The 17,449-nt window shown below is 43.0% G+C and carries 22 protein-coding genes; 12 read left to right on the top strand and 10 right to left on the bottom strand.

The window, feature by feature from the left end; genetic code table 11:
• Positions 1–10 precede the first annotated feature (10 nt).
• The 6 genes from kdsA (at position 11) to G5T77_RS17140 (ending at position 5,018) form a co-directional block, all read left to right on the top strand.
• A complete protein-coding gene (kdsA, locus tag G5T77_RS04220; protein WP_166134873.1) occupies positions 11–868 on the top strand; it encodes a 3-deoxy-8-phosphooctulonate synthase in 858 nt (285 codons plus the stop codon).
• Between the two features lie 44 nt (positions 869–912).
• Positions 913–2,202, top strand: a complete 1,290-nt coding sequence (gene eno / locus G5T77_RS04215; protein WP_034171067.1) for a phosphopyruvate hydratase — start codon at positions 913–915, stop codon at positions 2,200–2,202.
• A gap of 13 nt (positions 2,203–2,215) precedes the next feature.
• Positions 2,216–2,599: a septum formation initiator family protein gene (locus tag G5T77_RS04210; protein WP_180130958.1), complete on the top strand. Its 384-nt coding sequence runs from the start codon at positions 2,216–2,218 to the stop codon at positions 2,597–2,599.
• On the top strand, positions 2,568–3,281 hold the full coding sequence (gene ispD / locus G5T77_RS04205; RefSeq protein WP_166134870.1) for a 2-C-methyl-D-erythritol 4-phosphate cytidylyltransferase: 714 nt from the start codon (positions 2,568–2,570) through the stop codon (positions 3,279–3,281). The genes G5T77_RS04210 and ispD overlap by 32 nt, the downstream gene beginning before the upstream one ends.
• A 100-nt stretch (positions 3,282–3,381) precedes the next feature.
• Entirely contained in the window at positions 3,382–4,521 is a 1,140-nt protein-coding gene (gene rodA / locus G5T77_RS04200) for a rod shape-determining protein RodA (RefSeq protein ID WP_166134868.1), read from the top strand.
• Positions 4,522–4,658: 137 nt separating this feature from the next.
• The gene (locus G5T77_RS17140; protein WP_227607366.1) at positions 4,659–5,018 is read left to right on the top strand and encodes a hypothetical protein; all 360 of its coding nucleotides are present in this window, start codon (positions 4,659–4,661) and stop codon (positions 5,016–5,018) included.
• Positions 5,019–5,066: 48 nt separating this feature from the next.
• Here G5T77_RS17140 and G5T77_RS04190 read toward each other — a convergent pair whose 3' ends face one another.
• From G5T77_RS04190 to G5T77_RS04145, 10 genes are all read right to left on the bottom strand, one after another.
• Entirely contained in the window at positions 5,067–5,369 is a 303-nt protein-coding gene (locus G5T77_RS04190) for a cyd operon YbgE family protein (RefSeq protein ID WP_159123153.1), read from the bottom strand.
• A 3-nt stretch (positions 5,370–5,372) separates the two neighbouring features.
• On the bottom strand, positions 5,373–5,474 hold the full coding sequence (gene cydX, locus G5T77_RS04185) for a cytochrome bd-I oxidase subunit CydX (RefSeq protein WP_004783742.1): 102 nt from the start codon (positions 5,472–5,474) through the stop codon (positions 5,373–5,375).
• Positions 5,475–5,498: 24 nt separating this feature from the next.
• Positions 5,499–6,644 (bottom strand): cytochrome d ubiquinol oxidase subunit II, encoded by a 1,146-nt coding sequence (gene cydB / locus G5T77_RS04180; protein ID WP_159123152.1) that lies wholly within the window; start codon positions 6,642–6,644, stop codon positions 5,499–5,501.
• Complete coding sequence (locus G5T77_RS04175; RefSeq protein ID WP_166134865.1) at positions 6,641–8,227, bottom strand: cytochrome ubiquinol oxidase subunit I; 1,587 nt, start codon at positions 8,225–8,227, stop codon at positions 6,641–6,643. The genes cydB and G5T77_RS04175 overlap by 4 nt, the downstream gene beginning before the upstream one ends.
• The gene (cydP, locus tag G5T77_RS04170; protein WP_004783737.1) at positions 8,227–8,418 is read right to left on the bottom strand and encodes a cytochrome oxidase putative small subunit CydP; all 192 of its coding nucleotides are present in this window, start codon (positions 8,416–8,418) and stop codon (positions 8,227–8,229) included. The genes G5T77_RS04175 and cydP overlap by 1 nt, the downstream gene beginning before the upstream one ends.
• 351 nt (positions 8,419–8,769) lie before the next feature.
• Positions 8,770–9,822: a porin gene (locus G5T77_RS04165; protein ID WP_166134862.1), complete on the bottom strand. Its 1,053-nt coding sequence runs from the start codon at positions 9,820–9,822 to the stop codon at positions 8,770–8,772.
• Between the two features lie 338 nt (positions 9,823–10,160).
• Positions 10,161–10,574: an HIT family protein gene (locus G5T77_RS04160; RefSeq protein ID WP_159124443.1), complete on the bottom strand. Its 414-nt coding sequence runs from the start codon at positions 10,572–10,574 to the stop codon at positions 10,161–10,163.
• 31 nt (positions 10,575–10,605) lie between these two features.
• Positions 10,606–10,872, bottom strand: a complete 267-nt coding sequence (locus G5T77_RS04155; RefSeq protein WP_159124442.1) for a YARHG domain-containing protein — start codon at positions 10,870–10,872, stop codon at positions 10,606–10,608.
• Positions 10,873–10,955: 83 nt separating this feature from the next.
• Positions 10,956–11,828, bottom strand: coding sequence for an NAD(P)-dependent oxidoreductase (locus G5T77_RS04150; RefSeq protein WP_166134859.1), 873 nt, complete (start codon positions 11,826–11,828; stop codon positions 10,956–10,958).
• 55 nt (positions 11,829–11,883) lie between these two features.
• Positions 11,884–12,981, bottom strand: coding sequence for an alpha/beta fold hydrolase (locus G5T77_RS04145; RefSeq protein ID WP_166134856.1), 1,098 nt, complete (start codon positions 12,979–12,981; stop codon positions 11,884–11,886).
• A gap of 142 nt (positions 12,982–13,123) precedes the next feature.
• Between G5T77_RS04145 and G5T77_RS04140 the strand changes: the two genes are divergently transcribed.
• The 6 genes from G5T77_RS04140 to G5T77_RS04115 all read left to right on the top strand — a co-directional run bounded on the left by G5T77_RS04140 (position 13,124) and on the right by G5T77_RS04115 (position 17,445).
• A complete protein-coding gene (locus G5T77_RS04140) occupies positions 13,124–14,311 on the top strand; it encodes an O-succinylhomoserine sulfhydrylase (RefSeq protein WP_005235924.1) in 1,188 nt (395 codons plus the stop codon).
• A gap of 28 nt (positions 14,312–14,339) precedes the next feature.
• Positions 14,340–14,669, top strand: coding sequence for a YbaB/EbfC family nucleoid-associated protein (locus G5T77_RS04135; RefSeq protein WP_004783723.1), 330 nt, complete (start codon positions 14,340–14,342; stop codon positions 14,667–14,669).
• A 13-nt stretch (positions 14,670–14,682) separates the two neighbouring features.
• Positions 14,683–15,279 (top strand): recombination mediator RecR, encoded by a 597-nt coding sequence (gene recR, locus G5T77_RS04130; protein ID WP_125279141.1) that lies wholly within the window; start codon positions 14,683–14,685, stop codon positions 15,277–15,279.
• Positions 15,280–15,462: 183 nt separating this feature from the next.
• On the top strand, positions 15,463–16,605 hold the full coding sequence (locus tag G5T77_RS04125; protein WP_005235921.1) for an HRDC domain-containing protein: 1,143 nt from the start codon (positions 15,463–15,465) through the stop codon (positions 16,603–16,605).
• Positions 16,606–16,734: 129 nt separating this feature from the next.
• Positions 16,735–17,040: a YcgL domain-containing protein gene (locus G5T77_RS04120; RefSeq protein ID WP_004783715.1), complete on the top strand. Its 306-nt coding sequence runs from the start codon at positions 16,735–16,737 to the stop codon at positions 17,038–17,040.
• Between the two features lie 21 nt (positions 17,041–17,061).
• Positions 17,062–17,445, top strand: a complete 384-nt coding sequence (locus tag G5T77_RS04115; RefSeq protein WP_166134853.1) for a hypothetical protein — start codon at positions 17,062–17,064, stop codon at positions 17,443–17,445.
• The last annotated feature ends 4 nt before the right edge of the window (positions 17,446–17,449 follow it).

Raw genomic sequence — 17,449 nt, 5'->3', positions numbered from 1 at the left:
GGAAGTTTAAATGTCACAATTAAAACCACAAGAAATTGTACGTTTAGGTGATATACAAATGGCAAACCACTTGCCATTTGTACTATTCGGCGGCATGAACGTACTTGAGTCGAAAGACTTAGCTTTTGAAATTGCAGAGACTTATGTTGATATCTGCAAACGTTTAGATATTCCATATGTCTTTAAAGCAAGTTTTGACAAAGCCAACCGTTCAAGCCTGAACTCATTCCGTGGGCCTGGCCTGGAAAAAGGAATCGAGTGGTTAGCCGACATTAAAAAACATTTTAATGTGCCAATTATCACTGATGTACATGAGCCGTATCAGGCTGCTCCTGTGGCAGAAGTTGCTGACATTATCCAGCTACCTGCATTCTTAAGTCGTCAGACTGACCTGGTTAAAGCGATGGCAAAAACTGATGCCATCATCAACATCAAAAAAGCCCAGTTCCTCGCTCCGCACGAAATGCGCCACATTTTGCATAAGTGTCTGGAAGCAGGGAATGACAAGCTAATTCTTTGTGAGCGTGGTTCAGCCTTTGGTTACAACAATCTGGTTGTAGACATGCTGGGCTTCGACATCATGAAAGAAATGAACGTGCCAGTATTCTTTGATGTAACGCATGCATTACAAACTCCGGGCGGTCGTGCTGACTCTGCCGGTGGTCGTCGTGCGCAGATTACTACACTGGCGCGTGCCGGTATGGCAACAGGTCTTGCAGGTTTGTTCCTGGAAGCTCATCCAAATCCGGATGTGGCAAAATGTGATGGTCCTTGTGCCTTGCGTTTATCTCAACTAGAACCATTCCTGGCTCAATTAAAAGAGCTGGATACTCTAGTGAAAGGATTTGAAAAATTAGATACCCATTGATGCAGTTTTAAGCATCCTGTTATTAATCAACTGAGGAATTGTTCATGAGCCAAATCGTTGACATTCGTGCACGTGAAATTTTGGACTCTCGTGGTAACCCAACCATCGAAGCAGACGTTATCCTGGCATCTGGCGTAGTTGGCCGTGCATGTGCACCATCTGGTGCTTCAACTGGTTCTCGTGAAGCTTTAGAACTTCGTGATGGCGATAAAGCACGTTACCTAGGTAAAGGTGTTAAAACTGCGGTTAACAACGTAAACACTCTGATTCGTGATGCGTTAGTGGGTAAATCAGTATTCGAACAGAAAGACATCGACAATACGATGATCGCTTTAGACGGTACTGAAAACAAAGAAAAATTAGGTGCAAACGCAACTTTGGCAGTATCTCTTGCTGCTGCGCGTGCTGCTGCTGAAGAAAAGAAAACGCCGCTTTACCAATATATCGCAGATCTTCGTGGTCAAAAGATTTTGACTATGCCTGTTCCAATGATGAACATCCTGAACGGTGGTGCTCACGCAGACAACACTGTTGATATTCAGGAATTCATGATTGAGCCTGTAGGTTTTACTTCATTTTCTGAAGCGTTACGTGCTGGTGCTGAAATCTTCCATTCTTTAAAATCAGTTTTGAAGAAACAAGGTTTGAACACTGCAGTTGGTGATGAAGGTGGTTTTGCGCCAAACCTTCGTTCTAACGAAGAAGCTATTACTGTGATCCTGTCTGCAATCGAGCAAACTGGTTACAAGGCTGGTTCTGATATTATGCTTGCGCTTGACTGTGCATCTTCAGAATTCTACAAAGATGGTCAATATATCCTGGCTGGTGAAGGCAACAAATCGTTCACAAGCAACCAGTTTGCTGACTACCTTGCAGGTCTGGTAAATCAATACCCTATCATCTCGATTGAAGATGGTCTGGACGAATCTGACTGGGAAGGCTGGTCTTACCTGACTTCTATCCTTGGCGATAAAATCCAGTTGGTGGGTGATGACCTGTTCGTTACGAATCCTAAGATTCTTCAACGCGGTATCAACGAGAAAGTAGGTAACTCAATCCTGATCAAGTACAACCAGATCGGTACATTGACTGAAACTTTAGATGCAATCTACCTTGCGAAAGCAAATGGTTACTCTACTGTAATCTCTCACCGTTCAGGCGAAACTGAAGATTCTACTATTGCAGATCTTGCAGTAGGTACAGCAGCAGGTCAAATCAAGACTGGTTCACTTTGCCGTTCTGACCGTGTAGCGAAATATAACCAATTACTTCGTATCGAAGAATTGACTCAAGCTGCATATCGCGGTAAAGCTGAGTTCAAAGGTTTGAACTAAGCGACTTATGTCAATGTTAAATGTATTCGACTCCTTGATGAGTAAAGTACTGTTGGGCCTTGCGATCGTTTTGATCGCAGGGTTTCAATATTTATACTGGTTCGGTGAGGGTGGTTATAATGACCATCAGGCATTGACCCAGAAAATTCAGCAACAAATAGAATTGAATGAAGAACTGAAAGAACGTAATCGCGTTCTGGCCGCAGAAGTTTATGATTTGAAGAATGGTATTGAAGCCATCGAAGAGCATGCCCGTCTCGATCTAGGTTTGATCAAGCCGCATGAAACCTTTGTGCAAATGAGCACTATTAGTACTCAATATAAACCGATTTATCTTAATCCGAATAAAGTAGACCTGAGAACCAATGAATCAGCTGATGTTCCAACAACACCATAGATTGTGGGTCATTTTACCAGCTGCAGGTTCCGGTAGCCGATTTTCCAAAACCGAACTTAAACAATACCAGATGATTCAGGAACGGACCGTTCTTGAACACACGGTTTCCCGTCTGAATCAATTGCCATTAGCAGGTTATGTCCTTGCGATTGGTGCACAGGATGATGTTGCCAAGACTCTGCCACTTTCTCATCTGGATAAAGCACATTTTTGCTTGGGCGGTGCAGAGCGCGTCAACTCTGTACTAAATGCCTTGGAATATTTATCTGAGATTGCTTCAGAAGAGGATTGGGTTTTGGTGCATGATGCAGCCCGTCCTTGTGTGAGTCAAAGCTCCCTGATTGATCTGGTCAATACAGCAATTCAAACTGATCAGGCTGCGATTCTGGCCATTCCGGTACGGGATACCTTAAAACGTGTCGTAAAGGATCATGGTATTGAAATGACAGTAGATCGTTCAACTTTGTGGCAGGCGCAAACACCACAAATAGCGAAACTTGGAACTTTGAAGCGTGCGATTCAGCAGGCACTCGCAGATGGTGTTACCATTACCGATGAAGCCAGTGCACTGGAACATATAGATGAACCCGTCCAAGTAGTACAGGGGCGTTCCGATAATATTAAAATTACCTATCCAGATGATCTGGAACTGGCGAAGTTGATTCTGGCTGTCCAGCGCTAAATATATTGCAATAAAAATGGAATAAATCAGTCAATGGCGATTTATTCCGGAGCACTTTAACTTATAATTTTGCCATCATGAATTTTCTACCCGTGGGCCAATGATCCCTTCACAGCAGTATCGTTTTTTGCGGCAGTCCGCACGCGATGGACGTAGTATTAATCCCCAGAATGCCTCCCGATGGACCAAGTTGCACCTTGATCCATGGCTGCTTTGTTTCCTGATTTTAAATGCGATCTTGGGTCTGATGGTGGTTTACAGTGCCACCTCTGAAGATTCGGGGATGGTGATTCGCCAGGCGATCAGTTTTGGTGTGGGTTTTGTGGTAATGTTTATCTGTGCCCAAGTACCACCCAAGGTCTATCAGGCTGCCAGTCCATATTTTTATATGTTCGGTATCTTTATGCTGCTGCTGGTCTTTGTGATTGGTGAAAAGCGTCTTGGGGCAACCCGCTGGATTACGTTGCCGGGTGTGGGGAGTATGCAGCCGAGTGAGGTGATGAAGTTTGCCATGCCACTGATGATGGCCTGGTACTTTGCCCGTAAACCTTTCCCGCCAAAATTTCTAGATATTGTCGGCGCCTTGGTGATTTTAGGCGTACCTTTTGTACTGGTGGCATTACAACCCGATCTAAATATTGGTCTGGTGATTCCCGGAATCTTTGTACTGTTCTTAAGTGGCATGTCATGGCGTTTAATTGCTGGAGCCTTTGCTGCTTTGGCCGTTGCAGTGCCGCTACTGTGGATGTTCTTGTTGCAGGAATATCAAAAGAAACGGATTCTGACTTTATTCGATCCAGAATCGGATGCCTTGGGCGCAGGCTGGAACATTATCCAGTCCAAAATTGCCATCGGTTCGGGTGGGGTTATGGGGAAAGGTTACTCACAAGGTACGCAGTCTCATCTAGGTTATTTACCTGAACATCATACCGACTTCATCATGTCGACTTATGCCGAAGAATTTGGTTTTATCGGGGTGTTTCTGCTATTCAGCCTGTTTACGGCCATTATTATTCGCTGTTTGATTATTGGCATGAATAGCTTTCATAACTTTGGCCGTTTGTATGCCGGTGCGATCGGACTGACTTTTTTCTTCTTTGTATTTTTAAACTCAGGCATGGTCAGTGGGATTTTACCTGTGACGGGTGACCCTTTGCCATTGATGAGTTATGGTGGTACAGCCGTAATTTCCATGTTGGCAGGGATGGGTATTGTGATGTCAATTCATACTCATCGGTAGAAAATTCAATGAAGTAAGTTTTCAAAGCCGGACCAGTTCTGGCTTTTTTATTGCTCGTATTTATTAAAAGTAGCTTTATGCTATAAATATTCAATAACTTAGATAAATCGTATGTAATTTTTATTGTTGAGGGGAAAATGCATAAATTAATTATAGCCATTGGAATTTTGGGCTTATCTGTTTCAGCTTGGGCCAAACCACTGAGTCAGGCTGAATTTAAGGCGCAAACCAAACAAAAATATGATGAGTTAGAGCTAAAACTTGCCGTGTTGAACTCATCGGTAGACCGACGTGAGCATCCTGCACTTATGATTGCTAAAGCCTGTGAATATGCAACCGGTTTAAAGCAGTTAAAGTATCTATCAGAACAGAATCTGCATCTTGCGACAGCGCAGGATGAATTCCGGTTTGTGAGTACACTGGATAATCAGTTTACTCAATCCCTTCAGGATTTGGGAACTACCTATGAAACAGGCTGTGTTTCACAAAAGAAATAAAGAACAAAAAGCCCTCAAATGAGGGCTTTGTTTTTGGCTGTTTAATACCTAATTAAGAAACCAGGTGTAATAACCCCATAGCATTAACGGCCAAGCCAGAAACGGACTAAATAGCCATTTCCAGAACCAGTGCTGAGGGATAAAGCCAACCCCGTGAATAAAACCGCCTGAAATGCCGATCATGATAAACATCATGGCGCGGTGGCTATATTCCCCGTTGGCATCCAGCATTGCAGCAGGATGAACCAGCAACACCGCTGCGAGTGGAAAAGCCAATAGGCAAGAAATCACCATTGCAAAAGGGTTAGATTTTTTTTCTATCTTTACTTGTTCAACTGCAGCGTCTGTCATCTCTTATTTCTCATCCAGGTCTTGATGATTTTCAATATACAGTGCACTGAGTACACCAGCGAAACAGGCCATCAAAATGCCGAGAATCCATGCGAAATACCACATAATTTTATCTCCTAAGACACAGCCTTAGTACAGGCTGTGTGAATTCTCTTGAATATGTTTTTTGGTAATCACGCCCCACATCTTGTAGTAACACCAAGTGGTGTAGCACAGAATCAGTGGAACGAAGATGCATGCAGCCACAGTCATCACAGTTAAGGTATTTTGGCTGGAGACCGCATCCCACATGGTTAAGCTTGCAACCGGATTAATGCTTGAAGGCATCAGGAATGGGAACAGGGCAAAACCGGCAGTCAAAATTGCACCGATCACTGCCAGGGATGAACCCAGGAAGCTCAGGCCTGCTTTATTTTTACCTGCTGCCAGTACAATGATCAAGCCACCCAAAATGCCGGCAATTGGAGCAGCCATTGTGATTGGATAAGTCGAATAGTTGTTCATCCAGCCTGGATTGGCATTGGTCATCACTTCTTTGGCAAGCGGGTTGGCAACACCATTGGTATCAAAAGGTGTAACCAGGGTGTAGCCTTGAATACCACCAAAGTACAGCCAAGCGCCTGCAGCCAGGAAAGCTACCAGATAAACAATCCCCATGATTTTGGTTGCTTTGGCAGAACGTTCACGTAAATCGCCATCTGTACGTAGCATCAACCATGCACCACCGTGTGCACACAGCATAGATAAGCTGACAACACCACATACCAGTGCAAATGGATTGAGCAGGGCAAAGAAGCTGCCAGAATAAGTCGAACGAACTGTTTCGTCTAATGTAAATGGAACACCCAGGAACATATTGCCGAATGCGACACCGAAAACCAGTGCAGGCACAGCACCACCAACTGCTAGGCCCCAATCCCAAGCATTACGCCATTTGGTATTTTCCAGTTTGGAGCGATAGTCGAATCCTACTGGACGCAGGAATAAGGCAAACAGAACAAGCAGAAGTGCCCAGTACATACCAGAAAAGGCAGTTGCATAAACCATTGGCCAGGCAGCAAACAGGGCACCACCCGCAGTAATAAACCAGACCTGGTTACCATCCCAATGCGGGGCAATCGTATTGATTGCCGCACGACGTTCTTCATCATTCTGACCCACGAATGGCATGATCGCCATGGAGCCCATATCAAAGCCATCAGTCAGGGCGAAACCAATCAGCAAGACGCCAACCAGTACCCACCAGATTATTTTGAGTAATTCATATTCGATCATGCTTGAGCCTCCTCATTTGCCTTTTTTGCAGCTTCAAGTTTCTCGAAGTGGTATTTACCAGTATGTAGAGAACTTGGGCCAAGGCGTGAGAATTTAATCATTAAGTACATTTCAATGATCAGCAGTACAGTGTAGAACGCTGCTAATGCAATGATTGAACCCCATACATCGCCTGTGCTTAAGCTTGAAGTCGATAAATGTGTAGGCAGAACCTCACCAATAGTCCAAGGTTGACGACCTACTTCAGCAACAAACCAACCAGTTTGTGCCGCAATCCATGGAAGTGGTAGTGCAAATAATGCAAATTTTAATAACCAAGGTTTGTTTTCTGCATTGCGTTTAGCCACCGCAAAAGTTGCAAGAACAAATAGAACCAGCATCAGGAAGCCAGAAGCGACCATGGCACGAAATGCCCAGAACAGGCTTGGTACATGTGGAATAGTATCTTTTGCTGCTGTCTTAATTTGCTCGTCAGAAGCATCTACAACATTTGCAGTATATTTTTTCAGAAGCAGACCGTAGCCCAAATCTTTTTGAGTTTCTGCAAATGCAGCTTTCAGCTCAGGAGACTGATCACCAGCACGTAGTTTTTCCAGTTGTTCATAAGCCACCATACCGTTTCGGATACGACCTTCATGTTCAACCAGTAGGTCTTTAATACCAGTAACAGGCGTATCTACAGAACGTGTAGCGATAATCCCCATAACATAAGGAATTTTCACAGCATAATCGGTAGACATGGTTTCTTTATTTGGGAAGCCAAATAAAGTAAATGCTGCAGGCGCTGGTTCAGTTTCCCATTCTGCTTCAATCGCAGCCAGTTTGGTTTTCTGTACATCACCAATTTCATAACCAGACTCATCGCCCAGCAAGATCACTGAAAGGGTAGACGCTAAGCCGAAAATGGCAGCAATCGCAAATGAACGGCGTGCAAATGGCAAGTCACGTTTTTTCAGCATATAGTAACTTGAAATCGCCAGTACGAAGATGGCACCAGTCACATAACCTGCAGAAACAGTATGTACGAATTTAACCTGTGCAACCGGGTTAAAGATCAGTGCTGCAAAGTCCACCATTTCCATACGCATGGTTTCATAGTTGAATGCTGAACCAACCGGGTTTTGCATCCAGCCATTGGCAACCAGAATCCACAGTGCAGACATGTTAGATCCCAGTGCAACTAACCAGGTCACGCCCAGATGCTGTACTTTGGATAAACGGTCCCAACCGAAGAAGAATAAACCAATGAAAGTAGATTCAAGGAAGAAGGCCATCAAACCTTCAATAGCCAATGGTGCACCGAAAATATCACCCACATAATGCGAATAATATGCCCAGTTGGTTCCGAACTGGAACTCCATGGTCAAGCCTGTGGTTACCCCTAAGGCAAAGTTAATCCCGAACAGTTTTCCCCAAAACTTAGTCATGTCCTTGTAAATTTCTTTGCCGGAAATCACATAGGTGGTTTCCATAATGGCAAGCAGAAATGCCAGGCCTAAGGTCAGTGGAACAAAAATAAAGTGATACATCGCGGTCATAGCGAACTGGAACCGCGAAAGATCGACCACGCTTTCAGAAATCATCAACGTGTCTCCTTGATTTGGGAAGGATTGCCGGCGATACGCTCGGCGACTTGAGTGTCAAAATCTTTTGGAATAGTAGGCGCATCAAACCAAATATTTTTAATTACCAGAAGTAGAATGATCTTGATAATTAAAATCGCAGTAATCTCTCTTACTGTTTTTTGGTTTAAATTTTTAGAAACTAAGCTCATGTGAACAAGCCTATTATGTGGTTTGTTATATATTATTAATCGATTGTAACTAAAAAATAAATAGACCAAATAGTTTAAATAAATATATATTTATAAGTTATTGAAAATATTAATAATATTTAATTAAAAGTTTGATAATTATTCTAAATATTTGTGATTTTTTTTGTAACAATAGATTATTTTAATCTGATTAAAATGGTTGGAATTTATTTTTCAAGTATATTAATCCTGATTATTTTGCTGGGGTTTTTATTCAGTTTTTATTCTAATTAAAATAGTCGGGATTAATTAAAAAATAAAAAAGAACCCGCATCAGGCAGGCTCTTTTCTAATATGAAATTGGGGAGGGCTTCAGAAGTCGTAACGCATACCGACCGATAGTCCGAAGCTGTCTTCACCACGTGCGCCAGCCACTGCATTGCTACGGCCTTGTGCCCAAGGTGTCAGATTTGAGTTTTCATCATTTAATACACTGGCCAGATTGCTGTAGATGCGGACTGCTGGGTCAAGACGATGTTCAATTCCAATCGCCAGTAAAGTAGCATTGGCATCATCGGCATCTACATCACGGTGAAAGACCTGTCCACGCAATGAGGTCTTGGCTGCTAATTTATATTCACCCGCGATGCCAAAGACCTGAGCATCAGGATTGACTTCGGTATTGTCATGCTGAAGGAACTGATACAGACCACCGAGTTTCAAGTCTGGCGTGATTTTGTAGGCACCTGCAATCCGGAAACCATCACGTTCACCACGACTGGCTTCTTCTTCATAATGTTCATATGCCGCTGCAAAATCAACTTTATCTTTTTGGTAGGTAAGGGCAAGGTCATAAGCCTTATCTTTATCTTTTTCACCATCCTTAGATGCATCCGGGCTGTTGGCTTCATGTAGGGAAAGTGCACCCAGAACATTAAATCCATTGCCGAATTTTGGTGATTTATATTCAATGCTATTGGCATTACGTTCATCAAAACGTAGATTCCCTACTCGGGTCACATTACGTACATCGCCGACCATATCTCCAAAGAAGTTAACTGGACTGCGCGCCACTTTAAATGGGCTGTCGAAACGGCCGATCCGTGCCTGACCGAACTCACCTTTTAAACCGACAAAGGTATCACGAGTAGCAAACTCGACATCATCATTTGCAGAGCCACTGGCAAAGTTAATTTCCTGCTCAATCTGGCCAAATACGGTCATGCCATTTTCAAGTGTCTGTTCAGCTTTAAATCCAAGGCGTGATGCATTGGAGGAAATTCCAACTTCATTATAATCTTGGCCATCATCTAGATAATCTAAAGACACATGTGCACGTCCATAGACTTTGACATCAGCAGCGACTGCCATGAGCGGTGTGAAAACGCTCGCCCCAATTGCGAAAATGCAAAGTGATTTTTTCATATAAAGCTCCAATCAGACTTTTTTAGGTCTTTTGAGGTGTATGTAGTAGCTCGGTCTTGGCTACCATCCTGTATTGGTGCTCAGTATTGAGGATGAATAAGTCAGTATGGTTAAGGAAATATTGCAGATCTATGAAATCTAAAAAGGGAGCAATTTTAATTTTTAAGATTCTGTGCAGGATTTTTTTTGCTTTAGTTAAAGCTGATCAAGTGAATGAGAAATACTGTTCTTAACAAAATTATTTGAGATGAATTCTGTATTTATTGATAATGATAAAAAATGAAAAATAAGGCATAAAAAATGGAGCCGAAGCTCCATTTTTAAGGACGAAGAATGAATTAAAGAGCAGCTTTAATTTTCTCTGCCAGTTGTTTGATTTTTTCCTGATCACCCATTTGTGCAGCATGTTTGCCAAGGTTGTGCAAAGAAGTAGGTACCAGATGGAAATGGACATGCGGAACAGTCTGACCCGCCGCAGCGCCAGAGAGCTGCATCAGTACAATGCCATCTACCCCTAAACCTTTTTCAATCGCTTTGGCAATTTTTTGCACCACCTGAATGGTATAGGCTGCAACTTCAGGATCCAGGTCAAGCAAGGTAATTGCTGGAGTTTTAGGAATGACCAGAGTATGACCATCGGCCTGTGGCATGATGTCCATAAATGCAAGAACTCGGTCATCTTCATACACTTTAATTGCTGGAAGTTCACCACGCAGAATTCGTGCAAAAATATTTTGGTCATCGTAAGTCATAAGTGCATTCCTTGAGCAGAATTGAATTGTATTATTTACAGTTCAATTCTTTCTGACGTTCTTTGATCGCGTCAAGACGTTGCTGCTCTTTTTCTGAAAATTTTGGCTTGGTTGTGTAGCAATTGTCATTAAACTTTGCTTTTGCTTCAGGATCCTTGAAACAGAAACCTTTTGATGCATAAATGACATCATGGTCATTTTTCAATTTTTTGCATTCCTGTTCAGATGCAAGAACCGATGTTGAAGCCCCAAACAAAGTTGCAGAACCGACGAGTGCTGCAACAAATAACTTATTCATAAGAGTTTCCTCAGGTATCACTGCATGTGGCTAGTCTATAGTCACAATATTAGGTTTGTTTATTATTATTCAATGGCGAGATATTACTCAATGGTAATATTACTCCATGATTCATACATTTTTACAGCACTGGAAAAGTCACTATTTTTATCCGACAGATTGCTAGCAGCTTGCACCAGACTTTGACCTAAAGCGAGAAGTGGTACTGCCAGTTTGGCATCGCGCGCAAGATCAAGTGCAATGCCTGTATCTTTGGCTAAAAGAGGCAGGGCAAAGGTAACAGGGAAGCTACGGTTCAAAACACGCTGTGGTAAAACGGTTTCAGTCACATTGCTTTTACCGCTTGATGCATTGATACAATCCAGCGCTTCATTCAGGTCAACGCCGTGCGCTTTCAGCGTGGTAAAGCCTTCTGCTGCTGCACACAGGTTTACAGCCAGTAACATATTATTTACCGCTTTTACCGCAAAGCCGGCACCTGATGTCCCCACATGCTTGATCAATTTGCCAAACGCCTGCATCGCTGGCAGGGCTTTTTCAAAGCCTTCCGCATTACCGCCGACCATCACAGTCAATGTGCCATTTTCCGCACCAATGGTCTGGCCACTCACAGGCGCATCCAGGAAAATCACACCCTGTTCAGCCAGTGCTTCTTCTAAGCGTCGGGCAGCGTCAGGAACACCGCTGGTACAGTCTACCCAGATACTGCCAGCTTTAAGGCTGAGGCCTTGGACTAATGCTTCAACATCGGCACTGGTCGGCAGGCAGGAAAAAATAATATCTGCCTGAACTGCCTGTTCTAAAGCGACAGCTTGGGTGCCATATTCAGCAGCATGTTCTTCAGCCTTGGCAAAAGTACGGTTCCAGACATAAACTGTCTCAAAATGCTTGGGTAAATGCGCTGCCATGCGATAACCCATTGCGCCTAAACCAATAAATGCCACTGACTGAATCATGTCATACCCTCTGAATAAAATAATAAATACCTGAAAATTGCCGGCTCTTCCGGAATTAAGCATCTATCCGGGTTGAGCGTTGTGCCAGCCAGGTGGTCAGTTTCGGCCAGAATGTATTGGCTGTTTTCTGATTGGACATCAGTCCAAGATGACCACCCGGGATAAGAGTAAACGTCTTATCGGTACTACTTGTCAATTCCATCAAAGGTTTAGCTGACTGTTCCGTAACAATCTGATCGGTTTTCCCAGCCCCGACCAGTAAGGAACAGTTAATATTTTTTAGGTTAATCGTTCGGCCGTTTAAAGTCATTGAGCCATTTTTTAAAGGATTTTGCAGCCATAAGTGCAGCACCATGTCCTGATTGATTCCACCCGGATAATCAATCATCTTGTTCAAAAAATTGCCCATGGTGGCATGTTCATAGACATCTTCAACATTTTCCAGGTTCATCAAAAACTGCTTCTGGCTTTTAAACCAGCCAATCGGATCAAGGAGCTTAAATCCCAATGCATTGATGATGCCGGGCGAATGAATATATTCCTTAGGAATCAATCCTTGGTGAATCGCCTGTTGCAGGGTTTTATTTTTGGAAATGAGCTTGTTGGTGGTGCTAAAAAGCTTGCCAACGCGACCGGATGCATAACTGTCAATCGGGCTACCCAGTACAATCAGGTTTTTAACATGTTCAGGGGAATGTAGCGCAGTATAAAGCGTGACAAAAATTCCAGCCATACTCCAGCCATGCAAGGAAATAAACTGACTGCCTGAATGCGAGCAGATTCGTTCAATAGCCTGAGGAATCGCGCCGTCGATAAAAGACAGGAAATTCAAGTGACGGTGTTTATAACGGAAACGTTTCCATTCCACTAAATAGACATCAAAACCGCTATGCTGAAAATGCTTGACTAGTGAACGGTAAGGATACAGATCATAAATATCCATATTAATCGCAAGAGGGGCAACAAAGACTAACGGCTCACGGTACTTTTTTTCAGGCGCTGCATAATAGCGAATTTTGCAGAACTCAGTCGCAGCAATATATTCAAAGGGCGTTTTTTGCGAAAGAATCAGGGAAGACGAGTTAAATAACCGTGCATTCAGGTGTTTTAATTTTTTCTTCTGACGTTGAATATTTTGTTTTAACTGAATCATGTAAATAATTTATCCGTATACAAAGAAGAATTGGTCGAAGTCTAAGCAATAATTGCTTATTATGCCTTGACCTGAAATAGCTTAGACGCTCAAAATGTTGGCAATTTTTTACAAAAGGCAGCCTTTGGGCTGAAGTAAAGTGATGAGCCAGCAAGACGATTTTAACTATCAATTAGAAACTTTAGCCATCCGTACCGGTCACACCCGCAGCTTTGAGGGTGAGCATGGTGAACCGATTTTTCTAACATCGTCATTTGTTTATGAAAATGCGGCTGAAGCTGCAGCGAAATTTTCAGGCCAAGAGCCGGGTAATATTTACTCTCGCTTTACCAATCCAACTGTTGCCATGTTTGAAAAGCGTCTGGCTGCTTTAGAAGGCGCAGAACGCGCTGTTGCGACCAGCTCTGGTATGGCTGCGATTATGGCAGTAGCGATGGCTTACCTGAAAGCAGGCGATCATGTCATCTGTTCACGCGCCGTATTTGGTTCAACAGTTTCTTTATTTGAAAAATACGTGGCTAAATTTGGTGTCGCAGTTGAGTTTGTCGACTTGACTGATCTGGATGCATGGAAAAATGCCATCAAGCCAGAAACCAAATTACTCTTTGTTGAATCTCCGTCAAACCCATTAGCTGAAGTGGCAGATATTCAGGCTTTGGCAGATATTGCACATGCCAATGATGCATTGCTCGCGATTGACAACAGCTTCTGTACACCAGTGTTACAACAACCACTCAAATTTGGTGCAGACTTAGTCGTATATTCTGCGACTAAATATCTGGATGGCCAGGGTCGTGCACTCGGTGGCGCTGTAGTAGGTAACCACAAACTGCTTGAAGAAATCTTCGGATATGTACGTACCACTGGTCCTTCTATGAGCCCGTTCAATGCCTGGGTATTCTTGAAAGGTCTGGAAACTTTACGTTTACGTATGCGTGAACATTCTGCCAATGCACAAAAACTGGCAGAGTTCTTAAATGCACATCCGAAAGTAGAAAAAGTTTACTATGCGGGTTTGCCTGAACATGTTGGTCATGAACTGGCAGCAAAACAACAAACCGGTTTCGGTGGTATCGTATCTTTCGAAGTGAAAGGCGGTCGTGAAGGTGCCTGGAAAGTAATTGACAATACCCAGTTCATTTCAATCACCGGTAACCTGGGTGATGTGAAATCAACGATTACTCATCCGGCAACTACGACGCATGGTAAATTGTCTCCAGAAGCCAAAGCAGCAGCGGGTATTCGTGAAGGTTTAATTCGCGTTTCTGTTGGTTTGGAAGAGATTGATGATATTATTCGCGACATTACACGCGGTTTAGATCTAATCTAATTTTATAAATATATGTTCGGAGATCTTTATGAACATTAATATGTTGATGCAGCAAGCACAGCGCATGCAAAAAGAAGTCGAAAACAACATGAAAAAAGCCAAAGAAGAGCTTGCGCAAACTGAAGTGCATGCTGAGGCTGGTGGCGGTCTGGTGAAAGTTACCATGACTTGCCGCAATGTGGTGAAACGTATTGAAATCAATCCTGAACTGTTACAGGACGATCCGGATATGATCGAAGATCTGATTGCAGCAGCGATGAATGATGCAGCGCGTCAAGCAGAAGTGATCTCTGAAGAGAAAATGAAATCTGCAAACTCAGGTATGGGCTTACCACCTGGTCTGGCTGGTTTATTCTAAGGAAGTATGCGCAATGTTTAGTGATCGTTTTGATCAACTGGTTCAAGCATTACGCATTTTGCCAAGCGTTGGGCCGAAATCGGCCCAGCGTATGGCTTTGCATTTAATCATGAAAAATCGTGAAGGGGCGATCGGTCTGGCACATGCCTTGACTGAAGCAACCGATCACATTCATGAATGCTCAATCTGCCATTCATTGACAGAAGATGAAGTCTGTAATATCTGTACCTCACTTGAGCGTGATGATGAACTGCTTTGTGTCGTGGAATCACCGGCAGATGTCATGGCAATTGAACAAAGCGGCAGTTTCCGCGGTAAATATCATGTTCTGGGCGGCCATCTGTCACCTCTAGATGGAATCGGGCCTGAAGAAATCGGTATTCCCTATTTACTGCAACGCTTAAGTCAAGGACAGATCAAGGAAGTGATTCTGGCCACCAATGCGACTGTCGAAGGACAAGCAACCGCACATTATCTGGTTGAAGCCAGTAAACATTTACCTGTGCAAATGACGCGTATCGCTCAAGGGGTGCCTCAAGGCGGAGAACTGGAGTATGTCGATAGTCATACGTTGAGTCAGGCAGTGCATAACCGGATGCGAATTAAGTGAAATATTAATTATATTCTCTTAATATATAATATAAAAAATATATTATTAAAAATATAAACTAGATAAGCTATATTCGAAAAATATGGAACAAAAAGTGTGATTTGGTTGTCATATTTTTATATAAAAATTCTATATATCGGGTAATATAGCTTCATCGAGCATCTAATTTTAGACTCAGTCTTTATGTTTCAATTTATTCAACATCAGCACGACTTAAATCATGTCCTGAATCTTATGGATCAAAATCCGGTCTATGGCCTGGATACAGAATTCATTAAGGTAGACACCTTGTGGCCAAAACTTGGTGTTTTTCAAATCAATGTCAATAACAATGTCTATTTGCTGGATGGAACAACACTGGATCTGAGTGAATTTCTGAATAAGATTTTTAATGCTCAACAGAATATTTTCCATGCCTGCAGTGAAGATATTGACCTGATTTATCATTACACCCAGAAAAAAGCCCTGAGCAATGTCTTTGATACACAGGTCGGCATGTCATTCCTCGGACATGGTTTGCAGGTCAGCTATCAGAATGCCTTGAAACAGATGCTAGATGTCGATATTGAAAAAGATCAGACCCGCTCTAACTGGCTGGCACGGCCTTTAAGCTCTGAGCAGTTGCTGTATGCAGCCAATGATGTGCATTATCTGGTGCAACTGTCGGATAAAGTCAAACAGGATCTGGAAAGCAAGTATCTGCTCGATTTCGCTCTTGAAGATTGCCGTTTTTTGACCCATGAAATTGGTGAAGAAACACCGACTGCCTTGCTTTATCAGGACGTCGGTAATTATCGCCATTCACGCCGTCAATTAATGCAGTTACAACAACTGGCTGTATGGCGTGAGCAGATTGCCAAGGCATTGAATCAACCGCGTAGTTTTATTCTGAAAAACTCGACCATGATTGATCTGGTAGAGAAATTCCCGCGCAATAATTTCCAGCTCAGTCAGATGAAAGACATCCGGGCGAATATTGTCCGTGAACATGGCAAGACTATTCTTGATCTGTTGAAATTCCTACCTGATCAGGCCGACTGGCCATTACGTCTGGCACGTCCAATCCGCCATTCATCCAGAGAGATTGGCGAGAAGGTTGAAACAATGATTCAGAATATATCCAATGAGATCTCTGTACCCAAAGAAGTGCTGATGCGTAAGAAATGGCTGAATGCCTTATATCAGCATGTGGTATGTCATAAGGATGAACAGGATCTGCCAAACTACTTGCTTGGCTGGCGCTATGAGTTATTAACTCTGCCGCTAATTAAGGTATTGCATCAGGATGAGTCTTATCTGTCGACACAGATGAAAGTGGTTGAGTGATTTTTACTGGATTGATTAAAGATAAAGCAATTATACAAAATCACGACTGATGCATTTGAAGCGGCTAATGTTTCTGTCGTTTTTTTGATGTATCCTTGCGATTGTTTTTTCAGAAAAGTCGTTTGAAACATGCAAGTGTCTATCTACAAATCTAGCAAAAAAGATGAAATGTATCTTTATGTGGCGCGTCCTGCAGATGAGAACGAAGCCGAAACCTTCGAACCACTAGAGGTATTGGCTGAACCGGTACGTGTTGCGTTTGGTCGTGCGACTTTTGTCATGCATCTTGAATTGAGTGAATCACGTAAACTGGCACGTGCCAATGTTTTACATGTGATGGATTCAATTTCTACCCGTGGTTTCTTCCTGCAAATGCCACCAGAAGGTTTGATTAACCCGAATGCACCAGCACCAGAAGGTCTTCGTGGGGCTTAAGCTCAGTTCAGGAGTTGTGAAATGAATGGTTTTGTAGCTGTATTGGACTCAATTCCTGACCAGAGTATTGCATTTGCAGTGTATCTGCTGGGCAGCCTGATTGCGTTAGCCTGCTGGTATGGCGTGACCAAGCGCATGCCAAAGGCAATAGGCGGTTTTTTATGGCTGTTGGCCTTTGCCGTGCTGTTGACTCCAACCGTTTCTGAAGGCAGTAATGCTTCAGTTGCGCCCGCTATTTTCGGGCTGCTGTTTGGAATTCTGACCAAGGAATATGAACTCGTTTGGATTAATGCGTCACTTATTTTATTTGTCATTGGTATCGGGTCTGTGATTGGCTATTGCTGGTCGACCTATGCATCCAGTAAAACGGGTCTTGAGTCAAACAAGAAAAGTTCACCGCTGTAAATAA

The organism is Acinetobacter sp. GFQ9D191M (genome assembly GCF_011174875.1).
Lineage (GTDB): Bacteria > Pseudomonadota > Gammaproteobacteria > Pseudomonadales > Moraxellaceae > Acinetobacter.
Note: the sequence above shows the minus strand (reverse complement) of the source record. Positions and strands in the feature narration are given on the sequence as shown.